The following is a 16,306-nucleotide window of genomic DNA, read 5'->3' on the forward strand; positions in this document are numbered from 1 at the left end:
CATGACCCCTGAGCGTCCTGACCCGGCGGTGCCCACGGCCACCTACCGGCTGCAGCTGCAGCCCGGCTTCCCGTTCGCGGCGGCGGCGGACGCCGTGCCGTACGTGGCCTCGCTCGGCGTGTCCCACCTGCACCTGTCGCCCGTCCTGGAGGCCGTGCCCGGCTCGGCGCACGGCTACGACGTGGTGGACCACACGCGCGTGCGCGAGGAGCTGGGCGGCGAGGAGGGACTGCGGCGGCTGGCGCGCACCGCGCGGGAGCACGGGCTCGGCCTGGTCGTGGACATCGTCCCGAACCACATGGCGATGTCCCCGCGCCACAACCGCGCCCTGTGGGAGGTGCTGCGCGACGGGCCCACCTCGCGGTACGCCCGGTGGTTCGACATCGACTGGGAGGCGCAGGGCGGGCAACTGCTGCTGCCGGTGCTCGGCGGGCCGCTCGGCGCGGAGCTCGGCCGGCTCACGGCCGACGGCGACGTGCTGCGCTACCACGACCACGCCTTCCCGTTGCGGGAGGGCACCGCCGGGCTGCCGCTGCCGCAGCTGCTGGACGCCCAGTGGTACCGGCCCGTGTGGTGGCGCCTGGCCCGCACCGAGCTGAACTACCGGCGGTTCTTCAGCATCTCCGAGCTGATCGGGGTGCGGGTGGAGGACCCCGAGGTGTTCGAGGCGACGCACGCCACGGTCCTGCGGCTGCTGCACGAGGGCGTGATCGACGGGCTGCGCATCGACCACCCCGACGGGCTCGCGGACCCGGACGGCTATCTGCGGCGGCTGCACGAGGCGACGGGCGGCCGGTGGACGGTGGTGGAGAAGATCCTCGCCGACGCGGAGCGGCTGCCCGCCTCCTGGCCCGTCGCGGGCACCACCGGCTACGACGCCCTGCGCCATGTGGACGGCCTGTTCACCGACCCGGAGGGGCACGGGGAGCTGCTGGACCGCTACCGGCGGTTCGCGGCCCCGCAGACGGACCGGGGCGGCGACTGGGACGCCACGGTACGGCGGGCCGCGTACAAGGTGCTCACGCACGAGCTGGCCACCGAGGTGGACCGGCTCACCCGGGTGGCGAGCCGGCTGTGCGCGGCCTCGCCGGAGCCCGCGCTGCGCGACCGCGCGCCCTGGGCGCTGCGCACCGCCCTCCAGGAGCTGCTGGTGCGGCTGGAGGTGTACCGCCCCTACTCCTGCGTGGACGCGGCCTCCGTGGTCACCGAGGAGGCCGCCGCCGAGGCCCGGCTCGCCTTCGCCGTGCCCGAGGAGGCGGGCGCGGTGGACGTCGTACGGGATCTGGTGCTCGGGCGGTACGGGGACGGGCCGGGGCACGTGGAGTTCCGTACGCGGTTCGCGCAGACCGCGTCGGCGCTGCGGGCCAAGTCCGTGGAGGACACGGCGTTCTACCGCTATGTGCCGCTGCTGTCGGCGAACGAGGTGGGCGGCGACCCCGGCAGCCCCGCGGTGTCCCCCGAGCGGTTCCACGCGTACTGCGCGCGCGTGCAGCGCGACTGGCCGGCCACCGGCACGGTCGTCACGACGCACGACACCAAGCGCAGCGCCGATGTGCGGGCGGCGCTGGAGGTGCTCACCGAGTGCCCGGGGCGCTGGGCGGAGCTGCTGTCGGAGGTGACCCGCACCGGCGAGGGCCTGCCGGACGCGCAGCTGGCCTGGGCGGCCTGGCAGACGGTGTTCGGGCTGGGCCCGGCCGAGGAGGAGCGGGTCCGGGGGGCGCTGCTGAAGCACGTGCGCGAGGCCGGGCTGTACACCAGCTGGACCGAACAGGAACCGCCGTACGAGGAGGCGGTGGAGCGGTACGTCGCGGCGGGGCCGTGCGGGCCGCCCGGCGAGAAGGCCGCGGCCTTCCGCGCCGCGCTGGAACCGCACATCCGGGCGAACGTGCTGGGCACGGCGCTGGTGCACCTGACGATGCCGGGGGTGCCCGACCTCTACCAGGGCACGGAGCACGAGTACCGGGCGCTGGTCGACCCGGACAACCGGCGCCCGGTGGCCTTCCCGTCCGGGCCGTACGAACCGCCCGCCGGTCCTGATGCCGAGGCGGACGCCGACGGTCTTTCGGCGGCCAAGGAGCGGGTGACGCGTGCCGCGCTGCGGCTGCGGGCGCGGCGGCCGGAGGTGTTCGGCACCAGCGCCTCCTACGCGCCGCTGTCCGCCGAGGGCCCGGCGGCGGTGCACTGCGCGGCGTTCGTCCGGTCCGGCGCGGTGCTCACCGCCGTGACCCGTCTGTCGCTGCGGCTGGCGGAGGCGGGCGGCTGGCGCGGGACACGGCTGCCGCTGCCGCCGGGACGCTGGGGCGACGTGCTGGCGCCGGGGCGGGAGTTCACCGGCCACGCGCCGCCGGCGGAACTGTTCGGGCCGCTGCCGGTGGCGCTGCTGGAACGGGTCCCGGACTGACGGCCGCGCCGGCGGTCGCGCCCGCGCACAGGGCCCGGCGGACCCCCGCGCCCGGCCCCCCGTGGCAACTCCCGCCGCGCCCTTGACACCACCTCCCGGCCGTGGGGTACTGCGCAGTGCGGATTCATGTGGTCGTGACGGGGGGTGGGTCCGCTGCCCGAGCTGCGCTATCCGACCGTGACCGAACTGGTCTCCTGCTCCCGCGCGCTGACCCTGCGATGGCCCGGTCTGTGCGCACTGCGGCAGGTGGGGGTCTCCCGCGCGGGCCGGCCGCTGCACCTGCTGTCCGTGGGACACGCCCGCCGTGCCGTGCTGGTGGTCGCGGGCGCCCACGCCAACGAGCCGGCCGGCGGCGGCACGCTGCTCGCGCTGGCCCGGCGGACCCTCCTGGAGCCGCACCTGCGCGAGGACACGTCCTGGCACTTCCTGCTGTGCGCGGACCCCGACGGGGCGAGCCTGCACACGACGCCGGCGCCGCGCAGCCTGTACGACTACCACCTGGGGTTCTTCCGTCCCGCCGGGCCGGAGCAGCCCGAGTGGGCGCCGTCGGTGCTGCCCCCGGACCGGCTGCCGCCCGAGACCCGTGCCCTGACCGGGGTCATCGACGAGGTGAAGCCCTATCTCCAGGTGTCCCTGCACGGCACCGAACTGGGCGGCAGCTGGGTGCAGTTGACCGGGGACCTGCCCGGTCTGGCCGAGCCGTTCGCCAAGTCCGCGGCGCAGCTGCACATTCCGGTGGAGACGGGCGCCTCCGACGCGGCGGGCTGGCCGGCGTCCGGTCCCGGGGTGCACGTGATGCCGGCGCCGGAGGCCGCCCCGGCCTATCCGAGCCTCACCGACGACGCGCGGCACAGCACCTGGTACGACGTGCACCGGTACGGCGGTCTGACCGCGGTGATCGAGGTGCCGATGTGGGCGAGCGACCTGGTGGACGACCCGGCTCCGCATCCGGCGCCGGACGCGGCGATGCGGCGGCTCGCGGACCGGCTGCTGCAGGACGCGGAGGAGGTGCGGCGGGTGCTGGAGGAGGTACGGCCGCGGCACGCGGAGGCCGACGACCCGCTGCTGCGGGCGGCCGCCTGGGGTCTTGAGCTGGTGCCGGGGCTGGCCGCCGACCTGGTCCGCACGCCGCCGGCCGACGGCACCCGGGCGTACGTGGGCAGTGTGGACGCGTTCGCGCGCCGGGTGCCGCTCCGGGCGGCGGCGATGTTGCGACGGGCGCTGGCCGGGACCGACGCGCACGCGGCGGCGAGGCTGGACCGCCTGGTCGCGCACTGGAGCGACGCCTTCGCCGCGCGTTTCCAGGCGCGCTGGGTGCCCGTGGAGCACCAGGTCGAGCACCAGTCCCGCACGGTGGTGGCGGCGGCCCGGCAGGCACGCGACCGGGCCCCCTGACCGGCCCGTCCTGTCCGCGCCCGTACCGCGCCCGTACCGCGCCCGCCCGGCGCGGCTCCTGTCCGCGCCGGCCGTGTCCGTCCCGGCTCGCGACCTCGCCGAACCCGGACCCATGCCGACCGGGGCCCGTGCCGGCCGGCCCGGTGCCGACCGAGCCGGTGCCGACCCGGACCCGCGCCGACCGAGCCGGTGCCGACCCGGACCCGTGCCGGCCCCGACTGCTCCGGCTCCCGTCCGTGCCGGGCCGCCGTCAGGCGTGGTCCAGGGCGAAGACCGAGCCGGTGCGGGCCGCCAGCAGACAGGAGTTGGCGAAGGTCTCGATGTACTCGACGGGCTCTCCGCGCCACGTCCCGTGCGCCTGCGCGGTCACCGGGGCGAAGACCATCGGGCAGTGCGCGTCCTTCGCCGGGATGGCCTGGATGCGCCCGTCCGCCGCGTCGAGTTCGGCGCAGGCCTCGGCGGCGTGCCGGTGGCCGCGGGGCGGGTCGCAGAGCAGCAGGCTGCCGCTCTCGGCGCCGGAGGGCGTATCGCCGTGGCTGACGGTGAGCAGCAGACGGCTCTCCGGGGCGGGATGGCCGGTGTCCGCCGGGGCGGGCGCGGCGCAGGCGAGCAGGACCAGGGCGGCGAGCAGTCCCGCCCGCATCGTTCTCAGTGCGGTGTGCGTCATTCCCGGTGCATCGGCACGGCGGTCCCGGGACCCCAGTCCCGCTCACCCGAACGGGAGGGTCCGCGCGGCCGGCGCACGGCCAGGGCGAAGGCGGCGAGCACGACCCGGGCCTGGTACTCGGCCTGGCGCTCCACCGGGATCCAGCGCGCCCGGCAGCCGTCCCGGTAGTCCGCGCACCGGGCGTCGATCAGCCGGTCCAGCTGCGGCAGCGCCCCGGCCGGGTCGTGCCCGGCGCGGCTGACCAGCTGGTGCAGCAGTCCGGCGGTGCGCAGCACGACCCGCCGTCCGGCCAGCCGCAGCGCGGTGAGGCCGGCGGTGGTCAGCAGCGGCAGCGGATCGGCGGACGGGCCGGTGTCGGGGTCCCAGGCGTCGGCGAGTCCGGGGCAGACCAGTAAGTAGTCGTCGACCGGGGCGAGCAGCCGCGCCGCGTCCGGTACGGCGGCGAGGTGCGGCCTGATCCGGTCGGTGAGGTCGGCCAGCAGCCGGGTGTCCTCGCGCAGGGTGCGGCTGACGGCGCGCCGTTCCGCCGCCGGGCCGGGGTGCGGGGAGCCGTCGGCGACGGCCGCGACGCCCCACATGGGCGCCTCGACGACGGCGGTGAGCGTGCCGTGCCGGTGCGGGTGGAACCAGGTCGACTCGACGGCGGCCTCGGTGATGGCGGCGGCCAGGGTGCCGCGGTGCGGCGGGGGGATGCGGTAGACGGCGGGGCCGAGGCGGGGCCAGTACAGGGCGTCGTAGGCGCCGAGTTCGCGCGGGATGCCGAGGCGGGCCGCGACGCCGGCGACGCGCCGGTCGAGGCCCGGCAGGTCACGGGTGAGTTCGACGAATCCGCCGCCGACGTCGACGCCGTGCAGGGAGCACTGCAGGACGGGCCGCAGTTCGTCCTGGAGGGCGAGCAGGGCGCGGGTCTCCGGCAGTGCGGCGGCCGCGGCGCCGTCGGGCAGCCATTCGGGTTGTTCCAGGAAGCCCGGCCGGAAGAAGTTCCGGTAGTGGTGGCCGAGGGAGTAGGGGCCGGTCAGCCAGCGTTCGTTGCGGCGCAGTCCGTCGGGGTCCAGGCAGAGCAGCAGGTTCCAGGTGGTGTCGGTGCCCGCGGTGAGCCAGGGGTCGGCCAGTGCGCGTTCGGCCAGCCGGAGCACGGTGGCGCCGCCGACGGGCTCGTTGGCGTGCGGCCCGGCGACGACGAGGACCTGGCGGCTGCCGCGGCCGACGGAGAGCAGCCACAGCGGGATGCCCGCCCGGGAGGTGCCGACGCGGCGCAGCCGGGCGGCGGCGGGGTGGCGGGTGACGAGGGCGGCTGCGCGCGCGCCCAGTTCGTCGACGGTCGGGTAGCGCCGGAGGGGCGGCAGGGCACACCTCCACGTGGGGGCGCCGTCGTCTCACCGGGTGTGGACGAGATACGCACAGTCAGTCACGACGTCCGGGGATACGTCAACACCGCGCCGTGCGCGGGGAGGTGGCGGCGGAGGTCAGCGGGTGGCGAGCCGGTAGCTGATCCGGCCGAAGCCGACCTGGTCGCCGTCGCGGACGACGGCCGCGCCGACCACCCGGCGTCCGTTCACCGTGGTGCCGTTGGTGGAGCCGAGGTCCCGCAGCACCCACATGCCGCCCTGGTGGCGGAGTTCGGCGTGCACGCGGGAGACCGTCTCGTGGCTGAGCCGCAGTCCGTTGGCGGGGTCGCGCCCTATGCGCAGCGGGTGGCCGGCCGCGGGGTGCGGCAGCAGCAGCTTGGGCAGCTTCTCGGCCTGCCAGGCGCGGCGCAGCCGTACGCCGAAGCCGGAGACCGCGGCCACGGTGCCGAACACCAGGCGGGACAGGCGGCCTTCGGTCGGGAGGTCGGCGGTGAGCGCGGCGAGTTCGTCGGACCGGCGGGCGGCGAGCGCGAGTTCCACGCGCCGCACGAACGTGTCGTGGGACAGCCGGCCCATGGCGACACCGTCCCGCAACACGTCCAGTGCCTTGTCGCGCTCCGCGTCGGAGATCCGCGCGGGATACGTGGAGAACTCGAAGGACGACGTCACGCCGCTGATTGTCGGTCAGTGACGGCCGGGCTGTCCAGGAAACGGGCAGTCACCGTGACGCGCGGGCACGGGCGACACCTGCCGCAAAAGGTGGATGCGCCAGCGAATTGATCCCTTATGGCGCACGATGGACGGGCTGTATCACGGTGAGCAGACGAAGGGGAACCGTCCGTGCAGTTCGAGGTGTGGGCACCGCAGGCCGGCCGGGTGACGCTCCGGTGCGACGGCGACACGCGCGCGATGGAGCGCGATCCGCAGCGGGAGGGGTGGTGGCGGGCGGAGGCCGAGGCGCGGGACGGATCGCGGTACGGCTTCGCGCTGGACGACGGCCCCGTCCTGCCCGATCCGCGTTCGCGCCGCCAGCCGGACGGTCCCGACGGGTTGAGCGCGGTCGTCGACCACGACCGGTTCGCCTGGCGGGCCGAGTGGTCCGGGCGTGAGCTGCCCGGCGCGGTGCTGTACGAACTGCACGTGGGCACGTTCACGCGCGAGGGCACCTTCGACGCCGCCGCCGAACGGCTGGGTCATCTCGCGGAGCTGGGCGTGACCCACGTGGAGCTGATGCCGGTGTGTCCCTTCCCGGGCGTGCACGGGTGGGGGTACGAGGGCGTGTCGCTGTGGGCGGTGCACGAGCCGTACGGCGGGCCGGACGGACTGAAGCGGTTCGTCGACCGGGCGCACGCGCTGGGTCTGGGTGTGGTCCTGGACGTCGTGCACAACCACCTGGGCCCGTCGGGCAATCATCTGCCGCGGTTCGGCCCGTACTTCACCGACACCCACCACACCCCGTGGGGCGCGGCGGTCAACCTCGACGCCCCCGGCTCCGACGAGGTGCGCGCCTACCTGGTGGACAGCGCGCTGGCGTGGCTGCGGGACTACCGCGTCGACGGGCTGCGGCTGGACGCGGTGCACGCGCTGGTGGACACGCGCGCCCGCCACTTCCTGGAGGAGCTGTCCGGGGCCGTGGACGACCTGTCCGCCGACACGGGCCGGCCGCTGTTCCTGATCGCCGAGTCGGATCTGAACGACCCGAGGGTCGTCACCGCGCGCGAGGACGGCGGCTTCGGCGTGCACGCCCAGTGGAACGACGACTTCCACCACGCGGTGCACGCCGCGCTCACCGGAGAGTCGCAGGGGTACTACGCGGATTTCGCGCGGGCCCCGTTCGCGGCCCTGGCCAAGACCCTCACCGGCGGGTTCTTCCACGACGGCACGTACTCCAGCTTCCGGGGCCGGCACCACGGCCGGCCGCTCGACCGGGACCGGGTGGCCGCGCACCGGCTGCTCGGCTACACCCAGACCCACGACCAGGTGGGCAACCGGGCGCAGGGGGACCGGCTGGCGGCGCTGGTCTCCCCCGGCCTGCTGGCGTGCGGGGCGGCCCTCACGCTGACCGCGCCGTTCACACCGATGCTGTTCATGGGCGAGGAGTGGGCGGCGGGCACGCCGTGGCAGTTCTTCACCGACCACACCGACCCCGGGCTGGCCGCAGCGGTGCGCGACGGCAGGCGGCGGGAGTTCGCGGCGCACGGCTGGGCCGAGGAGGACGTGCCCGACCCGCAGGACCCCGCCACGCGTGACCGTTCCTGCCTCGACTGGTCGGAACCGGAACGCGAGCCGCACGCGCGGGTGCTGGCCTGGTACCGGCTGCTCGTCTCCGTGCGCCACGCCCAGCCGGACCTCACCGACCCCGACCTCGGTGACACCAAGGTGGCCTACGACGAGGAGGCCCGCTGGATCGCCTTCCGGCGCGGCGACGTCCGGGTGGCCGTGAACCTCGCCGGCCGGCCCGCGGCCATCCCCCTGGGCGTTCCGGGCGCCCGGGTGCTCGCGGCGTGGGAGCCCGTGGAGGTGCCGGGCGCGGACGGGGTGCTGCACCTGCCGGGCGAGTCCGCGGTGGTGCTGCTGCAGGAATGAGACGCCGGCCGGCCGTACGAGACGGTCCCGTCGCCTTCCCGGACCGTCTCGTCGCTCCCCCGCGGACGGGCCCGGCGCCTTCCCGGACCGTCTCGCCGCTCCCCCGCGGACGGGCCCGGCGCCTTCCCGGACCGTCTCGCCGCTCCCCCGCGGACGGGCCCGGCGCCTTCCCGGACCGTCTCGCCGCTCCCCCGCGGACGGGCCCGGCGCCTTCCCGGACCGTCTCGCCGCTCCCCCGCGGACGGTCCCGTCGCCTTCCCGGACCGTCTCGCCGCCCCCCCGCGGACGGTCCCGTCGCCTTCCCGGACCGTCTCGCCGCTCCCCCGCGGACGGTCCCGTCGCCTTCCCGGACCGTCTCGCCGCTCCCCCGCGGACGGTCCCGTCGCCTTCCCGGACCGTCTCGCCGCTCCCCCGCGGACGGGCCCGTCGCCTTCCCGGACCGTCTCGTCGCTCCCCTGCGGACGGACACGGCCCCGTCGCCCCACCCGGGACGGGCACCGTCCCGTCGCCATCCCCGGACGGACACGGCTTGTCGCCCTTCCCAGACGGTCCGTTCGCCCTTTCCAGACGGTCCCGTAGCCCTTCCTAGACGGTCTCGTCGCCGTCCCCGAGGTCCGTCACGCGTTCCAGCAGGATCGGCTCCCAGGCGCGCCGCAGCCGGGTGCGCAGCGCGGGCGGGGCGTCGGCGGTGCGGCCGGTGAGGGCCTCGGCGAGGTGGAGCACGGCGTCGCAGCGGGCCAGCCACAGCCCGCGCAGACAGGGCCGGGCACCGTAGCCGGCGAGGGTGGCGGCGCGTACGGCGGCCGGGGCGCCGGCGGCGCGCGCCAGGCCCGCGATGTCCTCGGCCGGGTCACCGATCACCGCGTCGTCCCAGCCGAGCACGCCGCGCACCCGGCCGTCCGCGCCGACCACGAGATGGCGGCCGGTGAGGGCGTGGTGGACGAGGACCGCCGTGCCGGGCTGGGCGGCCAGTTGGAGCGCGGCGGGCGGGGTGAGCTGGCCGAGGCGCGCCGGGTCGAACTCGTCGGCCTCGGCGAGCCGTTCGGCGGCGGCTTCGGCGGCCCGGCGCAGTGCCTCCAGTGACCTCGGTGACACGCGTGGCACGCCGAGCGTCTCCGCCTGCCGCGGCGGCACCTCGCGCAGGCCCGTGAGCAGTCCGGCCAGGTCGGCCTCGCCGAGGGCGGACACGGCGTGCTCCTCGGCCGTCGCTCCGGCCAGCCCGGTGTCGAGGACGGCGAGCAGGCCGGGCGCCCACTCGCCGTGCGCCACGCAGGTCGGCAGCGCGATGGGGACGTGCGGCCGGACCAGGTCGCGCAGCCGCAGTTCGCGGCGCCGGCGCACGCTCGCCTCGCGGTCCGGGGCGAGGCGCAGCACATGGCGGGTGCCCACCCACCAGGTGGCGGGCTCGTCACCCGCGACGGCGGGCCGGACGTCGGGTCCGGTGCCGGAGGCGGCGCCCGTGCCGCTGTCCGTCAGCAGGGAACGGGCCAGCCGTCGTACGGTCTCCGCGCTGGGGGTCGGTGCCTGGGTCATGGTCGCCATGTGCCGTTCGGGGAGGCAGTGAGGGGACGGGAGAGGTCACTCAGTCAACTATGACCATCTCCCGCGCGGTGTTGTTCAACCGCCGCCCGCCGTCCTCGGTCACGGTCACGATGTCCTCGATGCGCACACCGAACCGGCCGGGCAGGTAGATGCCGGGTTCGACGGAGAAGCACATGCCGGGCACGAGGGACTGCTCCTCGCCCTCGATCATGTACGGCGGCTCGTGGGTGGTGACGCCGATGCCGTGTCCGGTGCGGTGGATGAAGTGCTCCGCGTACCCGGCGCGGGCGATCACCGCGCGGGCGGCGCGGTCGACGTCCTGGCAGGCGGCCCCGGGCCGGACGGCGCGGAAGCCCGCCTCCTGGGCCTCGCGCACGATCTCGTGCACCCGGCGTTCCTCGTCGGTGGGCTCGCCGACGTGGACGGTGCGGGAGGTGTCGGAGCCGTAGCCGTCCTTCAGGCCGCCGAAGTCGAGGACGACCATGTCGCCGCGCTCGATGACGCGGTCGCCGGCCTCGTGGTGCGGGTTGGCCCCGTTGGGTCCGGAGGCGACGATCGTGAAGTCGACCTGGGAGTGCCCGAACCGCCGCAGCAGGGCCGCGAGATCGGCGGCGACGTCCGACTCCCGGCGGCCGGCGAAGGGGACGGTGCGGATCTCCTCGAACGCGGCGTCGGCCGCCGCCCCGGCGGCGGCGAGCAGCTCCAGTTCGGCCGCGTCCTTGACGGCGCGCAGCATCGGCAGGGCGTCGGTGAGGGCGGCGTAGGAGGTGCCGGGCAGGGCGCTCTGCAGGCCCAGCAGGTGCAGGGCCCAGGTGTTGTCGCTGATGCCGAACCGTCCGCCGGCGTCCAGCAGGCCGGCGGTGAGGGCGTAGGGGTCCTTGCCGTCGGTCCAGTCCCGTAGATTGAGGGCGGTGGCGCCGGCGGCCCGCTCGGCGTCCGGGGCCTCCAGGGTGGGGACGACGAGCACGGGGTCGCGGCCCGCGGCGAGCACCAGCAGGGTGAGCCGCTCGGTGACCGCGGTCGGGGCGTATCCGGTGAGCCACACCAGGTCGGGGCCGGGCGCGACGAGCAGGCCGGCGAGTCCGGCCTCGGCGGCCTGCCGCGCGGCCCGCTCCATGCGGGCCCGGTAGTCGTCGGCGGTGAAGGTCACGGGCGCGGTGCCGGTCATCCGGGGCCTTTCTGGACGGTCGTCGGGTTACGGGCAGCATCCTGCCCGGCGGGCGGGGGCGGCGCGAGCCGGTTGCCGGTGTTCGCCCCGCGACCCGCCCCCGACCCGGCCCCGGCTCACCGGATGCCGTCGCCCTCGCCCGAGTGCCGCGTGCCGGCCGACGAAGGGCGGCCCACCGGCCCCTCCTGATGGTCACGTGAGGATGCCGGGCACCGCCGTCAGCTGCCGGTAGCCGCCGCTGCGGCGCACCGTCAGGGTCACCTCCTTCCCGGGGCGTGCGCGGGCGACGGCGCGGGCCAGGTCGGCGGCCGAGTCGACCCGGGCCGTACCGAAGGCGAGCAGGAGGTCGCCGCGCACCAGGCCGGCCGAGAAGCCGGGGCCGGGCACGTGCACGCCGACGACCAGGGCCCCCGGTCTGCCGTCGTCGGCCACCTCGACCCCGAGCCGGGCCGCCACGGGCGCGGGCGGTGCCGCGGAGGCGGACGGGGTGGAGGCGGACGGCGTGGAGCGCGCGGGCGCGGACAGGGCCGCCGCGGACGGGCCGGCGGGCGCCGTCCCCGACTGCCGCTGCGGCGCGGTGAGCCCGCCGCCGCCGATGACGACCGCCCCCATGGCTCCGAGGCCGACCCCGGACAGCACGAGGACGACCGCCAGCAGCGTCCCGAGCAGCGCGGTCAGCAGCCGCCGCCCGGTCCCCCGCCCGGCGTGCTGCCCGGGACGGCCCGGGGCCCCTTCCGGCGCCCCGGTGCCGCCCCCGTCCCCGGGCATCGGCTTGGGCCGCAACGCGGTCTGTTCCATGGTCGTCTCCGGCGGGAGGTCTCGGAGGGGTCGTCGGGGGTCAGACGAGCACCGGCCGGGCCGGTGCGCGGTGCGGGAGGAAGCCGTGGACCCGGCCCGACAGGTACTCGTGCCGGTAGCGCGGGACGTTCCGGTGCCAGTTGAGGATGCCCGCCATCCAGTTCTGCAGGTCCGTCACATAGCCCCGCATGATCGCCCTCGCCTCCTCCGACAGCTGGAAGTCGTCGTAGACGACGGGCAGTTCGTGCGCCACGACGTGCTCGAACTGGCGCATGCGCTGGTTCATCAGGTCCTGCACCACGGGCAGCGCGGTCGGATAGTCGACGCCGAAGAAGTTCTGCACCACGAGGATCGCGTTGTGCATCTCGCCCTCGAACTCGATCTCCTTCTGGTACGAGAAGATGTCGTTGAGGAGGCAGGCGTAGTCGATCGCCGCGTTCTCCAGCGAGCGGACCGGGCCGCTTCGGTAGACCTCCGGCGGCACCGCCGGGCCGTGTCCGGCGCGGCAGAGCCCGAGGGTGAGGTCGGAGCCGAAGGTGGCGCGCCGCATCTCCAGGTAGTCCACCGGGTCGGGGACCCGGTTCTGGATCTGGTTGGACAGCTCCCACACCCACGCCTCGGTCATCGTCTCGACGGCCGATTTCAGGGGGCGGCGCTGGTCCGGTGTCATGCCGGCCGTCGTGCGCCTCCACAGGTCGGCCAGGGCGCGCTCCATGGCGTTGGCGGGCGGCGGCACCGGCTCGGAGTCGAGGGGCATGCAGGCCGCGAGGCGGGCCGTGGTGAGCCGGGCCGCAGCCAGGTCGCGGCGGTGGCCGTAGACGACCGGGTAGTAGTCGTCGCCGTAGGTGCCGAAGGCCAGCCAGTCGGAGGCGAGGTCGAGCTGCTCCTGCGTGGCGTCCGGGTCGAGGCCCGCCGCGCACAGCGGGAGGTCGCAGCTCGCGAGCTTGTCCTCGTCCCAGACGCCCTCGCTGAGGATGCCGATCCTCAGCGACCACTCCAGCAGATGCCGCCGCGCACCGTCGAGGGCCGGGTTGAGCTGGAGCGGGAAGGGCATGCGGATGTCGGGAATGATCGACGGGCCGACCTTCTGGAACGGCACGTGCCGGTAGGCGCGCAGCCGCTCGGCCCCCGCGCCGGCGAGCAGCGCGCCGACGTCGGCGGCGGACGTCCCGGGGCCGGACAGGGACTGCCAGGGGGCTCCCCGGCGCGCGCCCTCGTTCATGTAGCGGCTGGAGCGCAGATGCCATTCGTGGCCGCCGGACTGCCAGTCCTGGAGGCCCTTGGTGTACGCCGCGACGGCCGCGACCTCGGCCGGCGTGAGCCCGTTCTCCAGGGCCAGCGCGGGGACTTCGGTGAACGCGGTGTGCTCGAACTGGTGGAGGCGCGAGGTGAGGACGTCGTTGACGGTGTCGGCGGCCTCCTGGGTGGTGCAGCCGAAGAACGTCTCCACGACCAGGACGCCGTTGCTGAGTTCGCCCTCGTCCTCGACCTCCCGCTGGTAGGAGAACAGGTCGTTGCGCAGGTGCACGGCGTCGGAGAACGTCTCCATCAGCACCCGCAGCGGCCGTGACCCGGCGACGGCGGCGGGCACTTCGGCGGTGGCGTACTCCACCAGCCCGGCCGACCAGGGGGCGCCGCCCACCTTGCGGCGCATCTCGATGTACTCGACGGGGTTGGCGATCCGCCCCTCGTTGATGTTGGACAGCTCCCACAGGGACTCGTTGAGGAGGTGCTCGGTGGCGACGGCGAACCGGCGGCGCCAGTCGGCGGACATCGCGGGGACCGTGCGCGCCCACAGGTCGGCCAGGCCCGCCTCGACCGGGTTCCCGGGCTCGGGGACGGGGGCGGCGGGGTCCAGCGGCATGAACAGCGGCAGCCGGTCCAGGTGGGCCTTGCCGGCCTCACGGTCCTGGGTGCGCTTGTACATCTCCAGGAAGTGGTCGTCGAAGAAGAAGACCCACACGTACCAGTCGGTGATCAGCGACAGGGCGGGCCCGTCGCAGTCGGGGTGGGTGTAGGCGCAGAGCAGGCCGTAGTCGTGCGCGTCGAGGTCGGCCTGCTCCCATACTCCGGAGCCCTCCAGCATGCCCATCTCGCGTGCCCAGGCCGTCGAATGGGCGCGGGCCTCGTCGACGTGCGGATTGAGCCGCGCGGGATGCGGCAGGTAGAAGTGCGGGAGGGTGAACGGCTGCGTCATGGCCGGGGGCTACCCGCGGCCCTCCCGCCGCATCCGCCGGCCGCCATGTGATCACACCATCGCGTGAACCCTGCCCGGTACGGGAGTTGTGCGGGCTCAGGTCCGTACCTGGATCAGCGCATGGGTGCCGCCGGTGCGCCAGCGCTGTCCCCCGGCCGCCGTGAGCGCCGCCTCGGTGCCGGCGTCCAGCCCGGTGACCACGTCGGACTTCAGGGTGCGCAGGGCGGCGACGGGGCCCGGGAAGTAGCCGGTGGCCTCGTCGAACGGCGTGGTCGCGGGCCAGTGCCGGTCGCCCACCAGCCGACGGTAGTTGAGGTCGCCCTTGAGGACGGTGACCGCGGCGGCGGCGAAGTCGGCGCGCAGGTCGTCCGGCATGTCCTGGTAGGGCAGCGGCGCGCAGGAGAAGGGGTGTGCGCGCAGGGTGAGCCGGCCGTCGGTGAGCGCGGCCCGCAGCTCCCGCCCGTACCCGGCCGCCGCGCCCCCGGCACCGGTGAGCCGGTGCACCGCGTCGAGGACGTCGGCGGTGGTGGCGTCGGAGACGTAGTACGGGTACGGCTTGACGTGCAGCACCGCCCGGCCGATGCGGCCGTGCGCCAGCAGGTGGGCGAGGAGCAGCAGGTCCGGGACGAGTTCGCGGCCCGCGTTGTCGGCGACCAGGCACAGGGTGCCGGTGCCGGAGGCGCCGAGCAGCGCCCACAGCCGTTCGCTGTCGTCGGCCACCAGCGCGGGTACGGCGGCCTTGTCCTCGGCGCCCTCGGCGGACAGCCGGAACCCGAGGTCGGCGCGGTTGCCCCACAGGGAGCCGTGCAGCAGGGCGCGGGCCCGTTCGTGCTCCGGCCGTCCGGCGAGGTCGTCCAGCGCGGCCAGTTCCTCGTCCGTGGCGGGTGAGCCGAGCTCGGCGAGCTTGGACGGGCGGAACGGGTCGACGCCCTGCCAGGCGCCGGGACCGAAGTAGCCCACGGCGTCGAGCAGCCGGCGGTAGAACCAGCTCTCGGCCCACAGCCAGGGCACGTCGAACCAGGAGCGTCCGGCGTAGGTGTCCATGCCCCAGGTCTGCCAGCGCTCCCGGTCGTGCGCGCCGGCCGGGAGGGGTTCGACGGTGCCTTCGGTGCACTCGGTCAGCAGCGCGTCGAGCGCGCGCCGCTGCCCGGGCCCGTACGGGAGGGCGTCGCGCACCTGCCGGAGGATCGCGGGGTGCCGCTCGGCCAGCACGGAGTGCGGGAACGTGCCGGGCCGGTCGGCGTGGATCACGGGCGCGCCGGGGGTTTCGGACATGCGGCTCACCGTAACGCGCGACCGCCGGGACGCGCCGCCGGTCACACCGGTGCGATCTCCCGCTCCAGTCGCGCGGCCAGGCTGAGGTAGCGGGCCCGCCGGGTCACCGGAACCAGGCCGCGGATGAGGATCTGCCACATCTCGGCCGTGCGGCGGGGCTGGCGGGCCACGCCCTCGCGGGAGCGGCCGACGACCCGGGTGCCGACGAAGAAGCAGACCAGGGAGTGGGCCACGACGTCGATGTCCACGTCCGGGTGGACGTCGGACTCCTTGACGGCGCCGAGGAGCCGGGCGGTGACGATGTCCAGCCACTCGGTGAAGGGGTGGCTGAGCGGCGGGCGCGGCCGGGTGCCGCCGGTGGCGAGCCGCAGACCGGCCCGCAGGACGGGGTCCTCGGCGGACATCCTGGCTATGCAGAAGGTGAGGCGCATCAGCGCCTCCAGTGAGGTGTGGCCCCGGACCTCGGTGTCCCTGGCCAGGCGGCGGCAGGTCGCCGACTGCAGTTCCAGGATGGCGTGGGCGAGGTCCTCCTTCGCCGCGAAGTGGAAGTAGAGGGCGCCCTTGGTGACATGGGCGTGCTCGACGATGTCGCTGAGACTGGTCGATTCGTAGCCCTGGCGGTCGAACAGGTCGGCGGCCGCCGTGATGATCGTCGCGCGGGTCTGCTCGGCGCGTACCTGCCTCGCCATCGACTGAACTCCTGAGCCGGAAAGGAACGGGTCATGCCGTTTGTTTTGACGCCGAGTACACGATAACTCACCCTGTGGCGACATTCATCACCCAGAAAAGCCACGGCACTTGGACACATCGGGCAAAACGAACGCGTGCCTTCAAAGAAAACAGCACGTCCGGTATCTAAGTGTGGCAGGTGCGGCGGCAAAAGAGAACGGCGGGGGGGGGCGGGGGGCCCACCCCCCCCCGCGGCGCC

The 16,306-nt window shown here is 75.2% G+C and carries 12 protein-coding genes; 3 read left to right on the plus strand and 9 right to left on the minus strand.

The window, feature by feature from the left end; translation table 11 throughout:
• Position 1 precedes the first annotated feature (1 nt).
• Complete coding sequence (gene treY / locus FGW31_RS06360; RefSeq protein ID WP_142192339.1) at positions 2 to 2,401, plus strand: malto-oligosyltrehalose synthase; 2,400 nt, start codon at positions 2 to 4, stop codon at positions 2,399 to 2,401.
• 144 nt (positions 2,402 to 2,545) lie between these two features.
• A complete protein-coding gene (locus FGW31_RS06365) occupies positions 2,546 to 3,796 on the plus strand; it encodes a M14 family zinc carboxypeptidase (RefSeq protein ID WP_142192340.1) in 1,251 nt (416 codons plus the stop codon).
• 250 nt (positions 3,797 to 4,046) lie between these two features.
• Here the strand turns inward: FGW31_RS06365 and FGW31_RS06370 are convergent, their stop codons facing one another.
• From FGW31_RS06370 to FGW31_RS06380, 3 genes are all read right to left on the minus strand, one after another.
• On the minus strand, positions 4,047 to 4,463 hold the full coding sequence (locus tag FGW31_RS06370; protein ID WP_142192341.1) for an SSI family serine proteinase inhibitor: 417 nt from the start codon (positions 4,461 to 4,463) through the stop codon (positions 4,047 to 4,049).
• Positions 4,460 to 5,809: a M14 family zinc carboxypeptidase gene (locus FGW31_RS06375; protein WP_142192342.1), complete on the minus strand. Its 1,350-nt coding sequence runs from the start codon at positions 5,807 to 5,809 to the stop codon at positions 4,460 to 4,462. The genes FGW31_RS06370 and FGW31_RS06375 overlap by 4 nt, the downstream gene beginning before the upstream one ends.
• A gap of 120 nt (positions 5,810 to 5,929) precedes the next feature.
• Positions 5,930 to 6,481: a DUF1707 and FHA domain-containing protein gene (locus tag FGW31_RS06380; RefSeq protein ID WP_142192343.1), complete on the minus strand. Its 552-nt coding sequence runs from the start codon at positions 6,479 to 6,481 to the stop codon at positions 5,930 to 5,932.
• A 171-nt stretch (positions 6,482 to 6,652) separates the two neighbouring features.
• Here FGW31_RS06380 and treZ point away from each other — a divergent pair, with 171 nt between their 5' ends.
• Positions 6,653 to 8,398 carry a malto-oligosyltrehalose trehalohydrolase gene (gene treZ / locus FGW31_RS06385; RefSeq protein WP_142192344.1) on the plus strand — a complete coding sequence of 582 codons (1,746 nt, stop codon included), beginning with the start codon at positions 6,653 to 6,655 and terminating at the stop codon, positions 8,396 to 8,398.
• A 585-nt stretch (positions 8,399 to 8,983) separates the two neighbouring features.
• Here the strand turns inward: treZ and FGW31_RS06390 are convergent.
• The 6 genes from FGW31_RS06390 to FGW31_RS06415 all read right to left on the minus strand — a co-directional run bounded on the left by FGW31_RS06390 (position 8,984) and on the right by FGW31_RS06415 (position 16,067).
• Positions 8,984 to 9,931 (minus strand): aminoglycoside phosphotransferase family protein, encoded by a 948-nt coding sequence (locus tag FGW31_RS06390; RefSeq protein WP_142192345.1) that lies wholly within the window; start codon positions 9,929 to 9,931, stop codon positions 8,984 to 8,986.
• 49 nt (positions 9,932 to 9,980) lie between these two features.
• On the minus strand, positions 9,981 to 11,108 hold the full coding sequence (locus FGW31_RS06395) for an aminopeptidase P family protein (RefSeq protein ID WP_142192346.1): 1,128 nt from the start codon (positions 11,106 to 11,108) through the stop codon (positions 9,981 to 9,983).
• Between the two features lie 192 nt (positions 11,109 to 11,300).
• A complete protein-coding gene (locus FGW31_RS06400; RefSeq protein ID WP_142192347.1) occupies positions 11,301 to 11,906 on the minus strand; it encodes a PDZ domain-containing protein in 606 nt (201 codons plus the stop codon).
• 40 nt (positions 11,907 to 11,946) lie between these two features.
• The gene (cyc2, locus tag FGW31_RS06405) at positions 11,947 to 14,103 is read right to left on the minus strand and encodes a germacradienol/geosmin synthase Cyc2 (protein ID WP_142192348.1); all 2,157 of its coding nucleotides are present in this window, start codon (positions 14,101 to 14,103) and stop codon (positions 11,947 to 11,949) included.
• A gap of 96 nt (positions 14,104 to 14,199) precedes the next feature.
• On the minus strand, positions 14,200 to 15,378 hold the full coding sequence (locus FGW31_RS06410; protein WP_142192349.1) for a damage-control phosphatase ARMT1 family protein: 1,179 nt from the start codon (positions 15,376 to 15,378) through the stop codon (positions 14,200 to 14,202).
• A gap of 41 nt (positions 15,379 to 15,419) precedes the next feature.
• Positions 15,420 to 16,067: a ScbR family autoregulator-binding transcription factor gene (locus FGW31_RS06415; protein ID WP_142192350.1), complete on the minus strand. Its 648-nt coding sequence runs from the start codon at positions 16,065 to 16,067 to the stop codon at positions 15,420 to 15,422.
• Between the last annotated feature and the right edge of the window lie 239 nt (positions 16,068 to 16,306).

It is taken from the genome of Streptomyces calvus, from assembly GCF_006782915.1.
GTDB lineage: Bacteria > Actinomycetota > Actinomycetes > Streptomycetales > Streptomycetaceae > Streptomyces > Streptomyces calvus.